We start from the raw sequence: 19,621 nt of genomic DNA on the forward strand, positions 1-19,621 counted from the left end.
AAGATTGCCAGTATTCCTAGTTAAACAATACCCTAGCTTGGTAAAAGTGAATTTAATGGAAAGACGAATTTTAGGATTAGATCCAGGACTGGCAATTTTAGGATTTGGGGTAATTACCTGCACACAAATTCCTAATAAGATACAAGAGACTACAGTAAATATGCTGGATTTTGGGGTAATAAAAACGTCAGCAAATGTAGAAATGGGGCAGCGCTTATGTACCTTGTTTGATGATTTACACACCCTGATGGAGGAATTTAAACCAGATTTGGTTGCGATCGAGAAACTATTCTTCTATCGGATGTCAAGTACAATACTGGTTGCACAGGCGCGAGGTGTACTTATTCTGGTGTTGGCCCAGCGTCGTCTTCCCTACGTAGAGTTTACTCCTGCTCAAATTAAACAAGCTTTAACAGGGTATGGCAATGCTGATAAGTCGGAAGTGCAAGAAGCGGTGGCGCGGGAGTTGGATTTAGATGAAATTCCAAAGCCAGATGATGCTGCTGATGCTTTGGCGGTGGCTTTGACAGCTTCTTATCAGCTGTAAATTTGTACGCAAACAATAAAGTTCTTTACTGGTTCGTAAAGTTCTTTACTAACTGTCACAGAGTAAAAATACTTAGGGTACGATACGAGCGTAGGCGTAGCCCGCCGTAGGCATCGCTTGCAATAAGTTATGTTCTTTTAGAAGATTATCCAAATACATGACACTCTTGCGGGGTGCATCAAATCCAATCAACAGTTGCTCGTAGATGTGGTTGGACAAGATTTATCAGCAATTAGCGGTTAAATTGGACAAGTAAACGATGAAGTCAAGAAAAATAAGAGATGAGCAATGAAGCGAATACTTGCCGTAAGTATGTGGAGCCAAAGTTAAAGGATGCAGGATGGGAGAGAGAATCCCATGCTTACTATGAGCAATATTATTTTACTGATGGCAAGATTCGCCCGAAAAATAAGCGCCAACCCCGTGGGAAACGGAAGTTTACAGACTATTTGCTGCTATATAATGGAGAATTTTCCTTAGCCGTGGTGGAAGCCAAGCGAAAACATAAAACACCAGATGAGGGACTGGAACAGGCAATAGACTATGCCAATCTTCTAGGGGTGAAGTTTGCTTACTCCACTAACGGACAAGGAATTGTAGAGTTTGATTTCATCACGGGTAAGCAGTCTGATGTGATGGAATCGTTTCCTAGTCCTGATGAACTTTGGCGACGATTAACTGGGGAAGCGAAGGAGCAAATTAGAGAGGACATAGGCGATCGCACAACACATTACTAGATTTTTTGAGAAGTGGTGATCGCTATGCCAAAACCATTGTCTTTTGCGTGGATGAGGAACATGTTAAGACAATGATCAAGGAATTACGCAACCTCAACAGCGATATCACCAAAACAAATCCTGACTACATAACTCGCATTACCTCTGATGGTGGTGATGTAGGTAAGGGACATCTCTATAAATTTAAAGATGTCTTAGATGAAACTCACATTATTGCTGTTACTGCTAAGTTGCTAACAACTGGCGTAGATATTCCCACCTGTAAAAATGTTGTGCTTGCTCGTGTTATTCGTTCAATGACAGACTTTAAGCAGATTATTGGGCGGGGAACTCGTGTACGAGAAGAACGGGATAAGGGATCGTTTAATATACTCGACTATACCAATAGCACGGTGTTGTTTGAAGATAGAGATTTTGATGGGGAACCCGCCCTGATTAATGAATCAGAAATAGATGATCAGGGGAAAATACTTTCTGAACATGAGGAGGAGTTGGAGTCAGCAGAGTTAGAAGAGGAAACAGACGACTTGGAAGAGGATAAAAGGTCTGGATTTTGGGGAATCCCAGATGATGATGACGAACCACCTCGGAAATATTACGCTGACGGGGGAAGCGAAGAAATTATTGAAGAGAGAATTTATGATTTAAATCCAGATAATCAACTGTGCTTGTCTCAACTAATTGACTACACCAGAGAGCAAGTTCGTATCTTGTATCGTTCTACCATAGAAATACAGCAACGCTGGGCAGATCCAGAACAGCGTACAGAAATTATTGAGTTGTTGGCAGATCGGGGAATTGATTTTGATGAGTTAAAACAAGTCACTAAGCTTCCTGAAGCTGACCCTTTTGATTTACTATGTCATATTGCCTTTGATGCTCCAGTGCTGACTTGTAAGCAACGGGCTGAAAGGTTGCGTCGTCGTAAGGCTGATTTTTTTGAGGAGTATGGGGAAGATGCTAGGGCAATTTTAGAGATTATTTTGGACAAGTATGCAGAAAAAGGAGTTGAGGAGTTTAATATTCCGACGACTTTTAAGGCTAACCGCGACTTTGATAAATATGGCAATGTGGCGGAAATTGCTCAACGGTTTGGAGGAGTTCCGCAACTTAGGGAAGCAGTGAATCAAGTACAGAATCTATTATATTCTGCATAAGAAATTGAATATGCAAAGTAATGCTAAACAAAAATTTGATAAAAACTGTGAAGATATTAATAAACTATTAGAGCTTCATGAGTCAAGTGGTGGAAGTAGTCGTGGGAGACGTTATGGACTTGAAGTCCTGAATAAATCTGCTGTTGTTTTGATTTGTACCATCTGGGAGGCATATTGTGAAGATATTGCAGCCGAAGGATTAGAACATATAGTAAATTATGCAACATCCTCAGATAATTTATCAATAGAAATCAAAAAACAAGTAGCTAAATCGGTAAAAGATGATCAAAATCAATTAGCAGCTTGGAGTCTTGCAGATGATGGTTGGAGAAACTATCTCAGAAATAGACTTACGCAATTACAAGAAAAAAGAAACAGACAACTAAATACACCCATAACAGTAAATATTGATAAATTATTTGATGAGTCGTTAGCGATTAAAAATATTTCACACTTATGGCGTTGGAAAAAAATGTCAGCCACTCAAGCGGCTCTAAAATTAGATAAATATATTAATTTACGGGGTTCAATAGCTCATAGAGTAAGTGCCTCGGAAACTGTTAAGAAGCAGCAAGTAGAGGCTTTTTTGAAGCACGTACAACAAATTGTTGATATTATTGAATCGGTCGTATTTACTTATATCACTCAAATTACTAGTCAAGATAGTTATTAATTGTTATTAGAAAGTATAAATACAGTACATAAATGCCAAAACGTTCCACAAAACAAAATAATCAACCCACAACCACCGCCCAAAAATTGGGTAGCGTGGTTAAGTCAGCGCGTGACATCATGCGGACGGATAAGGGATTGAATGGAGAATTAGACCGCCTTCCCCAGTTGACTTGGATCATGTTTTTGAAACTTTTGGATGATTCCGAGAAACTGCATGAGGTGGAAGCAGAATTAGAAGGAATCTCCTATAAACCAACTATTCAACCGCCTTATCGCTGGCGAGATTGGGCAGCTAATGAAAATTTTACTGGCGATCGCCTGAAAAGTTTCATCAACAATGATGAGGCAATTTTACCAGATGGCATCAAAGGTGCAGGCTTACTCGCCTATTTGCGGAATCTCAAAAGCAAAACCGGACGCGATCGCGCTGATGTCATCGCCAAGGTGTTCAAAGATGTCGCTAACCGCATGATTAGTGGTACTTTGCTGTGGGATGTGCTGAGTAAGGTAAATGATATTCACTTTGATAAATCAGAAGAAGTGAATCTCCTCAGCAACCTTTATGAGTCGATGCTGAAGGAAATGCGAGATGCGGCGGGGGATTCGGGAGAGTTTTACACCCCGCGTCCGGTAGTGCGATTTATTGTGCAGGTGATGGAACCGAAACTGGGAGAAACCATTTTTGACCCTGCTTGCGGAACTGGTGGTTTTTTGGTCGAGGCGTATGAATACCTGAAAAAGAATTGTAGCGCCCAAGATTGGCAGATACTGCAAAGAAGCATTATTGGCGCTGAGGCAAAATCCTTGCCTTTGATGTTAGCGCACATGAGTTTGCTGTTACATGGGTTTGAATATCCCGATATTGATGATGGTAATAGTCTGCGGTTTACCCTTTCGGAGATGGATGAAAAAGATTGGGTAGACATCATTCTCACAAATCCGCCGTTTGGGGGTGAGGAAGAAGACAGAATTCAAAAAAACTTTCCCCCAGATAGAAAAACCAAAGAAACGGCGTTGTTATTCCTTCAGTTAATTATGCGTCGTCTCAGACAAAGACCCAAACCAGGATGTGCAGCAGTAGTATTTCCCAATGGGGTGCTATTTGGGGATAATACTTGCGCCAAGCTGAAGGAAGATTTACTCAAGGATTTTAATCTGCATACCATTGTCCGTTTACCTAACGGGGTGTTTGAACCATATACCAAAATTCCTACAAACATCTTATTTTTTGACCGTTCTGGACAAACGGATGAGATTTGGTACTATGAGTTACCTTTGCCAGAAGGACGGAAAACTTATACCAAAACTAAGCCGATACAGGATGAAGATTTTGCTGAATGTGTGGCATGGTGGAAGAACCGAGAAGAGAATGGACAGGTTTATAAGTATAACTTTCGTGAAGCTTATAAGCAGGCTAGAAAAGAAGCAACACCTCATTGGGATGCTGCTAAAAAAGCAGAAGAAACTGCTAATCAGCTTGTAAAGATAGTTAAGCAATTAACTGAAAAAATCCAAGGGTTACAAAATTCAATTTTGGACTTTTCCCCAGCGAAAGATATTGCACAGATTAAAAATCAGATTCAGGTTGTCAAAGATGAGGTGAAACAGTCTCAAACTAAAGAGCAAATTCAGCGCCAGATTGCTAAAGATGAAAATGCTAGAGGAGATGCTATTTACTGGGCGATTTATAACCTTGACCGAAAAAAACCAAATATTCAACAGGATTTTGAGCATTTACCGCCTGAACAGTTAGTGGCTGATATCTTAGAAAAAGATAGGCGAGTAGCTGAAATTATGGGGGAGATTCAGCAAGTTTTGGCGGGAGCAGAATGAACAAAGATTGGAATTACGTAAAACTAGATAAAATTATTAAATATAGGAAGGAATTCATTGAAATTGATGATTTTCAAAAATATAAGCGATGCCGTGTCAAGTTACACGCTCAAGGAATCGAACTAAGAGATATAGTTCAGGGTACTGAAATTAAAACTAAAAAACAACAGATTTGTAGAACAGATGATTTTTTAGTTGCTGAAATCGATGCCAAAATAGGTGGATTTGGTATTGTGCCTACAAATCTTGATGGTGCTATTGTTAGCAGTCATTATTTTTTATTTGAAATTAATGAATCACTGCTGGGTATAAAGTTTTTAGACTATTTTATTCGCACCCCAGCATTCCGCGATCAAGTATCTGCTCAAGGATCAACTAACTATGCAGCAATACGACCAAACGATGTCCTTGGATATACAATTCCTCTACCCACGCTAAACGAACAACGGCGGATTGTGGCACGGATTGAGGAACTGCTGGGAAAGGTTGAGGAAGTGCGATCGCTGAGGCAACAAACGCTAAAGTAAACTGAGGTACTTCAGGTTGTAGAATCTACAAAGCTATTCAGCAATATTCCGACCAATGGTCACTTAGCCGATGTATTGTATGGTAAACCAAGAAATGGCTGGTCGGCTCGATGTAATAATATGCCAGGAGGTATTGCTGTACTGTCACTCGGTGCTGTCACAGGTTTTAGTTACCGCGAAACAGAATTTAAAAGAACATCTGAGCTTGTCTCACATGATGCACACTACTGGTTAAAACTTGGTGACCTTCTCATTACTAGAAGTAATACACCTGAATTAGTTGGACACGCTGCAATTTACAATGGTTCGCCATTCCCTTGTATTTATCCAGATTTAATGATGCGTTTGGATATTAATGAATCCAAAGCAGATAAAAAATTTGTACACCGTTGGCTTACCTGCACACCAGTTCGGGATTACATCAAGAGTAAAGCAAAGGGAACAAGCCCAACGATGAAAAAGATTTCGCAAGAAGTTGTAATGAATATTCCTTTCCCTTCTGATGTACCCCTCTCCGAACAACGCCGTATTGTCACCTATCTGGATGAACTCCAAAGTAAAGTAAACACAATGAAACGACTCAGAGAACAGGCGATGAAAGAACTTGATGCACTGCTACCTTTCATCCTTGACAAAGCCTTTAAAGGTGAATTTTAAGAAAAAATAAGAGTATAAACTTTGTCCATAGTTGGGAAATTTAACTAAGCCATAATGAATAAAGTTGACTAACAGAGGTCTGTGAATGGACTTAGAAACGCTACTCCAACGCATTAACCTTGGAGAAGACCAAGAAATTGAGTTTAAGTCCGCACAAGGGGGATTACCCAATGATATATGGGAAACAGTATCTGCATTTGCGAATACAGACGGAGGCTACATTGTACTAGGTGTCAGCGAAGGCAAAGGTGGACTTGCCATTTCTGGAGTACGCAACCCAGATGGATTATTAAAAAACTTTTGGAATAATCATAACAACCCACAGAAACTCAACAAGCCAATATGTTCCAACTCTGAGGTACAAATTGTAAAGGTTGAAGCACACAATTTGGTCGTTATAAAAGTACCTAGAGCTACACGAACACAGCGTCCCGTGTACATAAATAACAACCCAATGACTGGCACATACAAGCGGAATTTTGAAGGAGATTACCGTTGCACTCCAGAGGAAGTGCAGCAGATGTTTCAGGATGCCAGTAATGAACCTCAAGACATTAAGATTTTAGAAGGGTTTGATCTCAGCGATCTTGATCCAGAAACACTCAAATCATTTCGTCAAAGGTTTAGTTCTAGGGAACCCGATCACCCTTGGTTAGCGTTAGACGAGAAAAGTTTGCTAATTCAGTTAGGTGGCTGGCGGTACGATCGCTTTACAGCTAAAGAGGGACTAACACTAGCAGGTTTACTGATGTTTGGTCGTGAACGAAGCATTTTAGATGCACTTCCTCACTACCAACTTGATTATCAGGAACAGCTTTCTAAAGATCCAGAAACTCGGTGGACTTATAGGTTGACGCTTGATGGCAAATGGGAGCCTAATCTTTTCAACTTCTATTATCGCGTTTACAGTCGTCTAGTCAACGATATAAATGTCCCATTTCAACTTGATAGGGATGCTGTGCGGCGAGGTGAAACTCACGTACACGAGGCACTTCGAGAAGCTCTAGTTAATTCCCTTATCCACGCAGATCATGTATCTACTCGCCCTCTAGTAGTTACCAAATTCACAAATAGTTTTTTATTTTATAATCCCGGTCGCCTAAGAATCTCTCTTCAACAACTTTATGATGGTGGTATTAGCGATCCTCGCAATCCCAACCTGCAAAAGATGTTTCAAATGCTTGGTTTAAGTGAGAAGGCCGGCTCAGGTTTTGGAAAAATTCTCCGCGCTTGGGAAGAGCAGCAATGGTTTTACCCCCTGGTATCAGAAGAATTAGATTTAGAAATGACATCAGTTACATTACCAATGGTGAGCCTAATTCCCGAAAATGTCGAGAAAGAATTAAGGGAGATTATAGGGGATGACTATTGTGAACTAACAGAGCTAGATTGCATTATCTTGGTACTAGCGCATCAATTTGGAGATATTTGTAACAGTGATATTCAGTGTTACAGACGCGAACATCCCAGAGACATAGGAGACTGCCTTAAGCGTTTGGTAAATAATGGTTGGTTAGAACGCTCTGGTCGCGGTCGTGGCACATACTACGCTTTAGTCAACCAACAACAATCGGATTTACTTGCGTTGCTCCCAAGCTCCGAACATTACGAGCCAAGCTCCGAACATTACGAGCCAAGCTCCGAACATTACGAGCCAAGCTCCGAACATTACGGACTAAGCTCCGAACATTACAAGCGTCTAAAAGATATTGCCGTCCCTGTTCGTGAGAAAAGCCGCGTAGATCAAGAGTTAGTCGAGCGTGTGATCTTAGAACTTTGCTCCGAACATTATCTAGCACTCCGAACATTAGCTCACTTACTCAACCGTAAACCGGACAGCATTAGGAACCACTATTTAAGCCTAATGTTAGACCGGGGATTAATAGAACTGCGATACCCCGAACAACTAAATCACCCTCAGCAGGCATACAAAACGGTATCTTGACCAAATACAGAAATTAACTAGGCTTTTGAGACTCCGCCATCTGTGCAAAACTCATAAAACACCGCGTTGACACCAACCATCCACAGCTTAACTGGCGATCGTACCCTTGCATAACCGTCAACTGCTACTCAATTTTGTGGCAAGGTGACTCAAGATAACTAGTAGCACATAATCGGATAGGTTTTATCAATATTCACTAGTAGCACTAATTGACTTTCTCTGTTGACCTAAGCCGGGGGGCTTCTGCTGTATTGTATTTTACGTCAGAAAAATAAGCCTTGTAAAAGTTCATCTCTAAATAGCTAAGAGAATATGTTTAGACAATTACCATTTATAATGGGTATTTTTTAAGGGACTACAGGCCACAAAATCATTAATTGACGTAATCAAAATAAACCAGTCAATGGAACCACTGGAATACTGCCGTTTGTACGTTAAAAGCCCAAAGCTAGAAAAAAGAGGGCATAGAGCAGCGTGCGTGCGAACGTCGATGGGGACTAATGGTCTTGAAATTTTCACCGTTAGCTGAATGCAAACCTTGGCGCATCAAGAAGCAATAACCGTTTGTTCCTGACCAATTGGCAATTTATTATTGGATAGCCTGCTCAAATGTATAAGCGTCTGAGTTTTATGATGAATCATGAAGTGCAGTATGCAACTGCTCAACAATCCTTCCCTGGTTCATTCTCAACCTGAATGCCGTAATTAATGAACATTGCCGGAATGGATATGTCTAGGGCGTTTGTTAGCTTTTCCATAGTTTCTAACGAAGGATTCAACTCACCTCTTTCCAGGTTGGATATATAAGTACGATGAAGTTCGGCTCGTTCTGCTAGCTGCTCTTGAGAAAGATCCAGTTCACGCCTACGTCGTCTGACCGCTTTGCCAAAGCGCTGTTTAATACTTAGTTCATTTTTTTCACTCACTGCACAATGTTCAAAAAGTGCAGGGAATAAGTCTACATATTATAAATAACTATTTGTAGTGTATAAATAACATTAGAGATTAGTACAAAAATTTTATGCCTGAAATACTCCTTCAAATACCGCCAGTTACCTTACCAGAGCTTATTCCCAGCGAATTACCTCAGCAGAGATTTCATCTCGGCGAGTGGGTGCGCTGGTTTCAAGTACCCAACGGTGACTTTGGCCGCGTTATCGGAGTAATCTACACCCAACAAGCCAGTTGCATTGCCACTGGCTTACATTACTTGGTTCTTTTAGATGAGCGCAGCCCCTCTCGTAAAATTTGTACTTGCGACTTCGCTTTCGAGGATGATATCGAATTACTAAAAAAGTCATCATTGGAAGGGCTTCAAGGCAATCATGTCTGAAGCTCAACAACATCAACAGTTGCTAGAAATACATAACCAAATGTTCATGTCTCCCCAAGAGTTTAGTTACCGTTGGGGATTGGGTTATGAGGAATTAGCAAAAATCTGTGCCATCTCTAAATCGACGGCTTATCACTGGTTAGGTGGACAAGCCAGCCGCCGAGAAGCTGGATTACCTTATCAGAGAATTATGGCTGTGGCTGATTTTCTTTTCGCCAATGCTGAAGTAATTAATCCTCTGTTGTCACAGTGGCATAATTCTCAACCACCAAATTAATTCTTCAGTTTTTGCAAATTGACAAAACTTTTGTTCATCACCTTGACCGAGATAAAAAATAGGTAGTAGGGTGCAATTTATCGTCACCAGCTTACTTACTGTTCATAAACCGCTCCAGCAATGCTTGGTTGGTTTCCAGATCCTTATCCAGATGAATTATTTTACAGTGTTTGTGCGCGGTACTCTGAACGGATGAATTACAAGAATAACATGCACATATGCCAAGACCTTTTTGGACAAAGTTTTTCTCGTGTCTATCTATATTTAGTTACTAGGTTAGATTATCTGATTACATCTTTACCCGCCGAAAATAATTACACAGCCGATCGCTTAATTGATGAGCATACTTCATTGTCATTTTATAGTGCATTTTATCCACCATACTTAATCAAAATGCTTCGAGATGCAATGAAACAAAATAATCCATAAGTTACTTTAAATCGTTTTGAAATTTTTATGAGACATCTGAATTATTTACGTTTTTGTCCTCAATGTATATTAGGAGATAAAAAGCAATTTTGTGAATGCTATTGGCATCGCCTACATCAAGTTCCTGGAGTCGAAGTTTGTCTAATACATAACATTATTCTACAAAAAAGTGAGGTAGGAACAGGTGCTCACCGTCGTGGATTAGTTTCAGCAGAAGAAGCAGTAAAGACCAAGATAAATAATTATTTAGAATTATCAGATGTCAATTTAAAACATTTTATACAATTGGCTCATAATGTTGATTGGCTTTTAAAGTATCCAAATGTCATTTTTTTGGAGATTCTGTACGTAAAATTTATATAAATATGTTATACAAAAAATCTGGAGAGTTTAATTTTAAAGATAAAAATTCGTTAGCTAAACTTATCAATGATTTTAGAGAGTACTACTCTCCTCCACTTCTAAAAATGCTTCAATGTGGTTTTGGTAGATGTAGTAACTGGCTTATATACATATTTATTTTAGATGGTAAAATAAGACATCCTTTACATCATTTATTGTTGATTATTTTTTTTGAATCTACAGTAAATATTTTTTTAAGACTTCTTTGGAGTATAAGCCTTTTGGAACAGATTATTGTCCATGCGTCAATCGAGGGGGTGAATATTTTCAACAGCTATTAATTAAGGATAAATACCAACATACAGACTATAGTAACAGCACTAAAGCTGTAGCTGAATTTCGCTTTCGCTATATTTGTGGTTTTGTCTCTTTCAACAGAGATTTTGATAGAATTAAGAAGTATCAAGTACCAATAGCAACAAAGAAAATAGAATACGGTTATGCTTGGGAATATGCTTTGAAAATTTTATGGCAAAATCAAGCATTGAATTTTACAGAAATTGCTCAATATCTTGGTGTTAGTGAGGAGACAATTGAGCGCCAAGTACGTTATTTGAAATTATCTTTGTTAAGGTAAATGCAAAATAAATAGTTTGTATAGCACTTTGTAAGTAAATAAAGTGTGTTTCTCGCCTTTATAATGGAAAAGTTCACGACACCATAGGTGGGTTATTTAATATGTGATAAACTTGAAATATGCGGTACCTAAAATTATAGTTCTTTGTAATTTTTAAAAGAAAACATATATTTTTTAAAAGGTGCTAACAATATACAAATGGTGTTCAATAATTAAGCATTAAAAAGTTTCACAAGATCAAATGACTTTTTACATTTTTTAAAAGGACATGGGTTGGGCTTGGCTTCTTTCCTAACCCTTACCCAAATGAATTGTTATATAGTATTTGCGCTCGCTTTCAAGAGAGAGTCTATTGTCCTAGTCAAATTTCAGTAGTTCGAGATTTATTCCAAACAAAAAATGCGATTGCAATTGTTGACCTACCAAGCGGATTGAACAGATTTGTTGCTGCTTTACCCACCGGGCATTCTTACACAGTTGATGATTTCATAGACAATCATACTTTATTACCCTTTTATAAACCTTTCCTGCCACTAGAGCGACTTCAATTAGTTCGAGAGGATATGTGCGGTGATAATGGCTCAAAAATTCATACACGCTTGGGAATTGTCGCTGGATTCATTGAGATGCCTTCTCATTTGTGCTTCTGTCCATTGTGTATAGAAGATGATCAGAAGCAGTTTGGTGAGTGCTACTGGCATCGTCTTCATCAGTTACCTGGTGTTGAAGTCTGTTCCACTCATGGAGTTTTTTTAGAGAAAAGTGCTGTATTAACCCACAATCGTAGACGCATATCTGAATTTATTTCCTTAAAACAGACAACTCAATTAGTATCTCTTCGTCCAGTAGACCCCTTAAATCCTGGTCACAAAGTTCTGTTGAAAATTGCCACAGATATAAACTGGCTTCTGAATAATTGCCCCTTCGTCCCTAGCTTGGAAGCTTTGTACCAAAAATACCTATCTTTGGTAAAAACCAATCTAGAGTTAGTCACTTACACAGGTAGGATTCGTGTTCAGGAATTATTGAGGCTCTTCAAAAATTACTACCCTTCGCAAGTGTTAGATTGGCTGCAATGCCCACTTGATGAGCAGATACGCGATAACTGGCTTGCTCAATTAGTGCGTTTCCCTAACAGAGTTCACCATCCACTACGGCATCTGCTATTTATTCATTTCTTAGGATACACAGCACAAGAATTTTTTGAACTAAAAGAAGCACCAAAACCATTTAGTAATGCTCCCTGGCCCTGCCTTAACCCTGTTTGTAAATATTTCAAAAAACTACAGATAAAGGAATGTTTGATTACATATAACCAGGAAAGTCGCAAACCAACTGGTACATTTTTTTGCAGGTGTGGTTTTGTTTACTCTAGAATAGGTGCGGATCAATCAGCAGAGGATCAATTTCGATTCTCAAAAATCAAAGTTTATGGTTCTGTTTGGGAAAAATCCTTAAAAGCTTCCTGGGAAGACTCATCACTCACCCTTAAGGAGATTAGTCAATGTCTGGGAGTTCAAGTGAAGACAGTCTTCGTCAAGGAGATAAACTAAAGCTTACCTTTCTCCGACCTAATACTAAGGCGAGAGCAACTGAGTTATGCGCCTCACTTAAGCCTCGTATATTTTCATTTATTCCGGCTCCAGATATCCTCGAAAATTGCCGTAAGCAATGGTTAGAGGTAATTGAAGCTAATCCTGATGCGGGAAGAACACAATTACGAACTAAAGCACCAGCAATTTACGGTCAATTATACAAATATGACAAAAATTGGCTTTTGAAGCATCTGCCGCCACCATTAACAAATAATGGCACTCTAGATGTGGACTGGAATAACCGAGATGTTAAAACGGTGGAAGCAGTAAAGGTTGCTGCATAGCGCTTGAAGCAAGATGTCAATCGACCAATTTGGATTAGCAGGACAGCGATCGCTAATTTCCTCGATCATCCTGCAAGCGCTTGGGTAAAAAGACATTTGAATAGATTACCTATAACCGCAAAGGTTTTGGATGAGTTGGCACAAACCAGAGAAGAGTTTGCGGTGAGAAGAGTGCAGTGGGCAGCAAATACTTTTCATCAAGAAAATATTACTCGTTAAAAGTGGCAACTAGTTCGTCGTGCAAGTCTACGCAAAGAAACGAGAAAGTTACCTTTGGTCAAGGAAGCGATTGCAGCTGCTTTGGAAGTTTTAAATTCGCTGATATAAATAAAAAGAGATTATTTATCAAGCTTAAAACCTTATATTTTGTGGTGAGTAAGTGTTCTCCAAGAATAAAAATCAACCTATATCAATTAGTACATACGAACTTGTGACAGTAAAGAACTTTATTGTTTGTGGCTCACATTGTATTGCGGTTAGCATTTTTTTCAGTAAAGAACTTTAACAAAAAATTGGCAACGCAATAACCAGTGTTTCAGGCGCTGCCAGTAAAGAACTTTATTGTTTGTGTACAAAATTTGTAAAATGAAGGCGGTAGTCATCATATATTTGATGTAATAACCAAAACAATTGTCAATTCGCTTTTTCGCCCATTCGCAATTAAATACAAGAAATCACTTAATTGTTTAATTGTTAATTAATGGGTCTCGAGCAAGCACTGATTCTTTGAATCAGTGGTGGGTTCAGAGCAAGCACTGATTTTATAATTGCTCTCTTCGTAACAGAGCGTAGCCCATTGCGAATGGGAAAAAGCGAATTGGAGTTGACCTTACAGGTAATTGTTCTTAGGAGTCCTGACTTCTGACTCAGTTTCAATAACTTAACTTTTCTTAAAAAAATATGATTCAGCAGTCAATGATTATTATCCTAATGGGTGTATCCGGTTCTGGCAAAACCACCATAGGAAAACTGCTAGCAGAATCCTTACAATGGGAGTTTAGTGATGCTGATGCTTTCCACTCCCCAGAGAATGTTGAAAAAATGCGGCGCGGTATTCCTCTGAGTGAAGCTGACAGAATGCCTTGGTTACAAGATTTGCAAACAGCCATAAAACATTGGCTGCAAGAAACTAAAAATTTAGTACTGGCGTGTTCTGCTTTAAAAGACAGCTATCGGCAATTTTTGGTATTGGATAGCGATCGCATCAAGCTAGTTTACCTCAAAGGGTCTTATGAGTTAATTCAAATGCGGTTGCAAGAGCGTAGCAATCATTACATGAGCGAAAAACTGCTTAACAGCCAGTTTTATACTCTTGAAGAACCGTTAGATATCATATCTATGGATGTTGCACAACCACCCCAGGTTATTGTTCAAAATATTAGAACAGCTTTAGGAGTTTAATACTAACAGAAGATTAAGATTAATCACATCTTCACGAAAACACGAACTTTTGGTAATCAAATTACATCATATATAAATCTAAAGAAATTTTAAAAAGAATTCAGATAAGTGGAGTGGTAGGAGAAAACTAATGTTTTTAAGATTAGCGCAACAACATCAAGAATTCGTGCAAGACTTGGTAATGAACCTGCAAGCCTTGACAATTACACTTGAGCAGAGTGGCTATAGTGCGTCTTGTTATACATGCGGTGAACAAATGCAGAGTGCTTCATTTATGGTTAACCTGGCAGAAAAGCACCTGATTCGGTTTTTAGTGTCTGATTATGGGATTACTTGGTTGGAATTGTGGGACGATCGCGAATTAATCAAGTTGGAGGGTGCAGAAGCCATAAACCAATTACAAGAGTTGGCTAATATTGTCAAGTATTCTCATGCTATACAATTGACAAATTAATACTCCTCTGAGTGAGGTTGACAAAAATATTAACTTTCCACTAATAGTTAACTCTCGAAAGAAGACAAAATGATTTTTATCTATGGTAATAGGCTAGATTTTTCTACGTCTATAAGATAGATTTAAAATCATAATTTTTACTCCTATAGGATTAATTTTTATCAATTCGAGTTGAGCTAAATTTATTAAGTTTTTTAAACTTAACTTTGGCTGAACATTACTGAATTTTCACAAATGCTCTAGGTTAAATCTTAACTACATAGAGATGAGAATAGTTTTATTGATTTGTAAAGTTCGATAAACCGGAATCGCATTTGCGGTAATGCAGGTTAAACTAAAATAATGTAAAAGGAAATACAAATTTCTAGGCTAACATCAGGTTCTAGTAATTTTAGTTAAAAGCTATTTTTAGCTTACACACTTCTAAATGTAGTTTCACCAAAAATGTGATTTTTTGAGGTAGTGTAGCGCATATTGTTTTGCTTTAAAAAGAAAATATCTAATTTAAAGCAATTAATAGCGCTAACTTAAATTAGGTTACATTGTATAGACATTTGAAAGTAGTTGAAACTGCAAAAAATAGCATTATTAGCAGGTTATGTCTGAAGTTTGTAGACCTAGCCCATATTGTAATAGCTTGGACAAAATATATTTTAATCACCTTTTTGAGATTGAAATCCGTTGTGAAAAATAGATGAAAATGAAAAGAATTTCGCTCATAGTTAGCATATTAGTTTTTGCTGTTGTTGGTTGCAAAAGTGGCGCTCAGAAAGACAACACAGCTATTAATACTGATACTAACACCGCAATCAATACTAGTGCAGAAACTAGTATTTCCACTGAAAATAAAAAATTACGAGCGGTTGGCTTTACTGTTGGCGATCTAAGTAACCCTTTCTTCGTCGTTATGGGAGAAGCAGTTGAAGCAGAAGCGAAGAAAATTGGCGGGAAAAATGTCACCGTTATTGTAGCTTCCAGTGCTTATGATCTTAACCAACAAGCCAATCAAATTGAAAATTTTACTGCTGCAAATGCTGATATCATTGTTTTAAATGCTGCTGATAAAAGGGGAATTAGACCAATAGTTGAACGAGCAAAAAAAGCAGGTAGAATTGTTATTGCCGTAGACACAGGCGCTGAAGGAGGTGTGGATGCCACCATTACCACTAATAATGTCCAAGCTGGAGAAGTTAGTTGTAAATATATTGCTGACCACCTCAAAGGTAAAGGTAATGTAGTAATAGTTAATGGGCCGCCAGTAGACTCGGTGATTCAGCGAGTTAGTGGCTGCGAGAATGTATTATCCAAATATCCTGATATCAAAATTCTCTCCAAAAACCAGAATGCAGAGGGTAGTAGGGATGGAGGACTCAGAGTTATGAGTGATTTGCTCACAACTTTTCCGAAGATTGATGCTGTTTTTGCCATTAACGATCCGAGTGGACTTGGTGCAGAACTAGCAGCAAACCAAGCACAACGTAAAGAATTCTTTATTGTCGGGGTTGATGGTGCGCCTGAAGCAATCACTGCGATCGCTGCTAAAAACAGTTTATATGCTGCAACTGCTACTCAAAATCCCCGAGGAATGGCCCAAAAAGCAGTTCAAGTTGGGAACAACATCTTAAATGGTAAAAGACCTAGTAATCCCACCATTCTGATTCCAGTTAAGTTAATCACAAAAGATAATGTCAGCACAGAAAAAGGCTGGTAAATAATAAAAATTGTGAATTTGCAATTAACAATTATGTCTAATCTGAGTTGAGTCTTTTGGTGCATTGACAGACTTTTTGCAGATACTCATGATGTATATATTATGCATCTGGGAAAAGCTCTAAATTTTGGAATACAGCCTTTAGAAGTTTCCAAAATAGTGGTCGATTTTTAAAAGAAGACTTTGTGATAATTTTAATTTCATATTAAGTGTGAGTTGATTGATTGATCACTCACAATTGTGAATTTTCAATTCTTTTTAAACGTTCTGCTCATGACAACAACTATTGAAAACTCATTTTCTGATGCACCAACCACCACTCCGGTGTTAGAAATGCAGGGAATTACAAAACGATTTCATGGTGTATCTGCACTTCAAAATGTCAATTTGACAATTTATCCGGGAGAAGTTCACGCCCTGATGGGTGAAAACGGAGCAGGTAAAAGCACATTGATGAAAATCCTGGCTGGGGCTTACATTGCCGATGAAGGAGAAATTCGCATCAATGGTCAACCCCTGAAAATTACCGATCCGGCGACAGCACGTAAGGCGGGTATTAATCTCATCTATCAAGAACTGAATGTTGCACCTAATTTAACCGTTACCGAAAATATATTTATGGGTAGCGAGTTGCGGCGAGGTCAGCTTTTAGACCGTAAAGCTATGCAACTAGAAGCAGAGCAAGTACTAGAAAGTCTTGGAGCCAATTTTACAGCGCAGACTGTGGTTGGTATCTTATCGATCGCAGAACAGCAGCAAGTAGAAATTGCCAGGGCGTTGAAGGACAAAAGCCGCGTTTTGGTGATGGATGAGCCAACAGCAGCACTGTCTGACCGCGAGAGTGAGCATTTATTTGAAGTAATTCGCAAACTACGGCGTGATGGCATTGCCATTATCTACATCAGCCATCGCATGGAAGAAATCTATGCCTTAGCTGACCGGATTAGCGTACTGCGTGATGGTCAATATATTGGTAGTCTGACACGCAGTGAAATTTCTCCACAGCGATTGGTGCAGATGATGGTCGGTCGCTCTATGCAAGACTTTTACGAACATCAACGACAAATGCAGCCAGGCCCAGTCGTGCTAGAAGTCAGAAATATGAGCGATGTGCGTAAGAAGGTTGAGCCAACTAGTTTTAAAGTTCATGCTGGAGAAATTGTTGGTTTAGCGGGGCTGGTTGGTGCAGGACGCACAGAACTATCTCGGCTGGTTTTTGGTGCAGACCGCAAAGCCAGTGGTGAAGTATTCTTAAATGGCAAAAAACTGGAAATTAATACCCCCAGTGATGCCATTGCAGCAGGAATTGGCTACGTTCCAGAAGACCGCAAAGACCAAGGTTTATTTCTGGAGATGAGCGCCCGAAAGAATATTGCCATCAATACACTCAAGCAGGATGCAAACGCTGGAGTTGTTAACTGGGGTTCAGTTAATCGGCTCTCAACAGACGCAGTGGAAAACTTTAATATCCGCCTAGCCAATTTGGAAATTAGAGCGGTGGATCTTTCTGGTGGTAATCAGCAGAAACTACTGCTAGCGCGTTGGTTAGCCATTAAACCGAGAGTTTTGATGTTAGATGAGCCTACACGCGGCGTAGATATCGGTGCCAAAAGCGAAATTTACCGAATTATGAGCGAATTAGCAGCACAAGGTGTAGCTATTTTAATGGTTTCCAGCGAACTAGCGGAGATTGTTGGCATGAGCGATCGCGTCTTAGTGATGCGAGAAGGCAAGCTAGTAGGAGAACTGAACGGCAGTCTTGGTCAAGAAATTACCCAAGAAAAAATTATGCACTACGCAACTGGAGCATCAGAGGTATTAGAATCATGAGTCAGACAGTTAGACCGCCTGCCAATAAATTAGCCAACAATCCCGCATCTCATAACCGCAAATCAATTAACAGTCTACTAGAAGTTGCAGGTATTCTGCCAATCCTAGTAATTATCTGCATCTTATTTGCATTTCTTTCTCCCAACTTCCTTACAACCGGTAACATTGTAAATATTTTGCGTCAGGCATCAATAAATATTGTACTGGCGACAGGAATGACCTTTGTGATTCTCACCGGAGGTATTGACCTTTCTGTTGGTTCAATATTAGGTGTTTCTGCCGTAGTTGCCTTACTAGTATCGTTACTGCCAGCTTTGAGTTGGGCGGCCGTGCCTGCTGCTTTGCTCGCAGGATTGCTTTTAGGCTTAGTCAACGGCGCTATCATCACCTTTTTGGATGTACCACCTTTTATTGTGACACTGGGTTCACTTACAGCCTTGCGGGGTCTTGCCTTTTTAGTTGCCAAGGGGACAACGCTGATTAACCTGGACATAAATTTTGCTTGGGTGGGTAATACATATCTTGGCCCCTTTCCTTGGCTAGTAATAATTGCGCTACTCGCTGTGATAGTTAGCTGGTTTGTGCTGCGACAAACTGTTTTAGGAGTGCAGATATATGCAGTCGGTGGTAACGAGCGAGCAGCCAGATTAACAGGGATTAAAGTGAATCGTGTCTTGCTATTTGTCTATGGTATTAGTGGATTACTGGCAGGTTTAGCAGGAATCATGAGTGCCAGCCGTCTTTATAGTGCTAGTGGCATCTTAGGTCAAGGTTACGAATTAGATGCGATCGCTGCTGTTATTTTAGGTGGAACTAGCTTCACAGGTGGTATTGGTACCATTGGCGGCACACTTCTAGGTGCATTAATCATTGCTATTCTCAACAACGGTTTAACTCTGTTGAACCTATCTTACTTCTGGCAACTAGTCGTCAAAGGACTAGTAATTATTTTGGCAGTAGTAATTGATCGACTCCGCAGACGTTCTAGACGGTAAATAATCAAAGTCTTTGGGAATTGGGCATCCCTTCGGCTTCTCTACGAGACGCTACGCGAACGCTCAGGGCAAGTGGGCATGGGGCATTGAGAATAGGGGATGAGTCTTTAATACTCGCCAACCAGTCTTTAATACTCGTGAATGAGTCTTTGATACTCGTCAACCAGTCTTTAATACTCGTGAATGAGTCTTTGATACTCGTCAACCAGTCTTTAATACTCGTGAATGAGTCTTTGATACTCGTCAACCAGTCTT

At 39.4% G+C, this 19,621-nt stretch carries 18 protein-coding genes and 4 pseudogenes; 19 read left to right on the forward strand and 3 right to left on the reverse strand.

Features of this window, described 5'->3' with window-relative positions:
• The first annotated feature begins 55 nt into the window (after positions 1-55).
• Complete coding sequence (gene ruvC / locus V7L20_RS06645) at positions 56-547, forward strand: crossover junction endodeoxyribonuclease RuvC (RefSeq protein ID WP_334743302.1); 492 nt, start codon at positions 56-58, stop codon at positions 545-547.
• Between the two features lie 72 nt (positions 548-619).
• On the opposite strand, the gene V7L20_RS06650 is transcribed toward ruvC, so the two are convergent.
• Complete coding sequence (locus V7L20_RS06650) at positions 620-766, reverse strand: type I restriction enzyme subunit R domain-containing protein (protein ID WP_334743303.1); 147 nt, start codon at positions 764-766, stop codon at positions 620-622.
• Between the two features lie 62 nt (positions 767-828).
• Between V7L20_RS06650 and V7L20_RS06660 the strand changes: the two are divergent.
• From V7L20_RS06660 to V7L20_RS06685, 6 genes and pseudogenes are all read left to right on the forward strand, one after another.
• Positions 829-2,441, forward strand: a pseudogene (locus tag V7L20_RS06660) (type I restriction-modification enzyme R subunit C-terminal domain-containing protein).
• 10 nt (positions 2,442-2,451) lie between these two features.
• Entirely contained in the window at positions 2,452-3,114 is a 663-nt protein-coding gene (locus V7L20_RS06665) for a HEPN domain-containing protein (protein ID WP_334743306.1), read from the forward strand.
• A gap of 32 nt (positions 3,115-3,146) precedes the next feature.
• Positions 3,147-4,949: a class I SAM-dependent DNA methyltransferase gene (locus V7L20_RS06670; protein WP_334743307.1), complete on the forward strand. Its 1,803-nt coding sequence runs from the start codon at positions 3,147-3,149 to the stop codon at positions 4,947-4,949.
• Positions 4,946-5,476 carry a restriction endonuclease subunit S gene (locus tag V7L20_RS06675; RefSeq protein ID WP_334743308.1) on the forward strand — a complete coding sequence of 177 codons (531 nt, stop codon included), beginning with the start codon at positions 4,946-4,948 and terminating at the stop codon, positions 5,474-5,476. The genes V7L20_RS06670 and V7L20_RS06675 overlap by 4 nt, the downstream gene beginning before the upstream one ends.
• 120 nt (positions 5,477-5,596) lie before the next feature.
• Positions 5,597-6,133, forward strand: a complete 537-nt coding sequence (locus tag V7L20_RS06680) for a hypothetical protein (protein ID WP_334743309.1) — start codon at positions 5,597-5,599, stop codon at positions 6,131-6,133.
• Positions 6,134-6,218: 85 nt separating this feature from the next.
• Positions 6,219-8,078, forward strand: a complete 1,860-nt coding sequence (locus V7L20_RS06685) for an RNA-binding domain-containing protein (RefSeq protein ID WP_334743310.1) — start codon at positions 6,219-6,221, stop codon at positions 8,076-8,078.
• Positions 8,079-8,740: 662 nt separating this feature from the next.
• On the opposite strand, the gene V7L20_RS06690 is transcribed toward V7L20_RS06685, so the two are convergent.
• Complete coding sequence (locus V7L20_RS06690; RefSeq protein WP_334743311.1) at positions 8,741-9,004, reverse strand: helix-turn-helix domain-containing protein; 264 nt, start codon at positions 9,002-9,004, stop codon at positions 8,741-8,743.
• Between the two features lie 95 nt (positions 9,005-9,099).
• Between V7L20_RS06690 and V7L20_RS06695 the strand changes: the two genes are divergently transcribed.
• From V7L20_RS06695 to V7L20_RS06755, 12 genes and pseudogenes are all read left to right on the forward strand, one after another.
• Positions 9,100-9,411, forward strand: coding sequence for a hypothetical protein (locus tag V7L20_RS06695; protein ID WP_334743312.1), 312 nt, complete (start codon positions 9,100-9,102; stop codon positions 9,409-9,411).
• Positions 9,404-9,688, forward strand: a complete 285-nt coding sequence (locus tag V7L20_RS06700; RefSeq protein ID WP_334743313.1) for a helix-turn-helix domain-containing protein — start codon at positions 9,404-9,406, stop codon at positions 9,686-9,688. The genes V7L20_RS06695 and V7L20_RS06700 overlap by 8 nt, the downstream gene beginning before the upstream one ends.
• Before the next feature lie 120 nt (positions 9,689-9,808).
• A pseudogene (locus V7L20_RS06705) lies at positions 9,809-10,480 on the forward strand (TniQ family protein).
• A gap of 2 nt (positions 10,481-10,482) precedes the next feature.
• A pseudogene (locus V7L20_RS06710) lies at positions 10,483-11,096 on the forward strand (TnsD family Tn7-like transposition protein).
• Between the two features lie 296 nt (positions 11,097-11,392).
• Positions 11,393-12,649 (forward strand): annotated as a pseudogene (locus V7L20_RS32530) (TnsD family Tn7-like transposition protein); the annotation flags it as partial.
• On the forward strand, positions 12,601-12,975 hold the full coding sequence (locus V7L20_RS06725) for a TnsD family Tn7-like transposition protein (protein WP_334743314.1): 375 nt from the start codon (positions 12,601-12,603) through the stop codon (positions 12,973-12,975). The pseudogene V7L20_RS32530 and the gene V7L20_RS06725, both read left to right, overlap by 49 nt.
• A 3-nt stretch (positions 12,976-12,978) precedes the next feature.
• Positions 12,979-13,194, forward strand: a complete 216-nt coding sequence (locus V7L20_RS06730) for a hypothetical protein (protein WP_334743315.1) — start codon at positions 12,979-12,981, stop codon at positions 13,192-13,194.
• Between the two features lie 696 nt (positions 13,195-13,890).
• On the forward strand, positions 13,891-14,376 hold the full coding sequence (locus tag V7L20_RS06735; RefSeq protein WP_334743316.1) for a gluconokinase: 486 nt from the start codon (positions 13,891-13,893) through the stop codon (positions 14,374-14,376).
• 130 nt (positions 14,377-14,506) lie between these two features.
• Positions 14,507-14,830 carry a DUF1815 family protein gene (locus V7L20_RS06740; RefSeq protein WP_334743317.1) on the forward strand — a complete coding sequence of 108 codons (324 nt, stop codon included), beginning with the start codon at positions 14,507-14,509 and terminating at the stop codon, positions 14,828-14,830.
• 700 nt (positions 14,831-15,530) lie between these two features.
• Positions 15,531-16,541: an ABC transporter substrate-binding protein gene (locus V7L20_RS06745; protein WP_334743318.1), complete on the forward strand. Its 1,011-nt coding sequence runs from the start codon at positions 15,531-15,533 to the stop codon at positions 16,539-16,541.
• Between the two features lie 273 nt (positions 16,542-16,814).
• Positions 16,815-18,371 carry a sugar ABC transporter ATP-binding protein gene (locus V7L20_RS06750; protein ID WP_334743319.1) on the forward strand — a complete coding sequence of 519 codons (1,557 nt, stop codon included), beginning with the start codon at positions 16,815-16,817 and terminating at the stop codon, positions 18,369-18,371.
• Positions 18,368-19,366 (forward strand): ABC transporter permease subunit, encoded by a 999-nt coding sequence (locus V7L20_RS06755; protein ID WP_334743320.1) that lies wholly within the window; start codon positions 18,368-18,370, stop codon positions 19,364-19,366. The genes V7L20_RS06750 and V7L20_RS06755 overlap by 4 nt, the downstream gene beginning before the upstream one ends.
• A gap of 4 nt (positions 19,367-19,370) precedes the next feature.
• On the opposite strand, the gene V7L20_RS06760 is transcribed toward V7L20_RS06755, so the two are convergent.
• Positions 19,371-19,621, reverse strand: a 251-nt coding sequence (locus V7L20_RS06760; protein WP_334743321.1) for a hypothetical protein, incomplete at its 5' end; no start/stop codon positions are given.

This window comes from Nostoc sp. (assembly GCF_036916735.1).
GTDB lineage: Bacteria > Cyanobacteriota > Cyanobacteriia > Cyanobacteriales > Nostocaceae > Nostoc.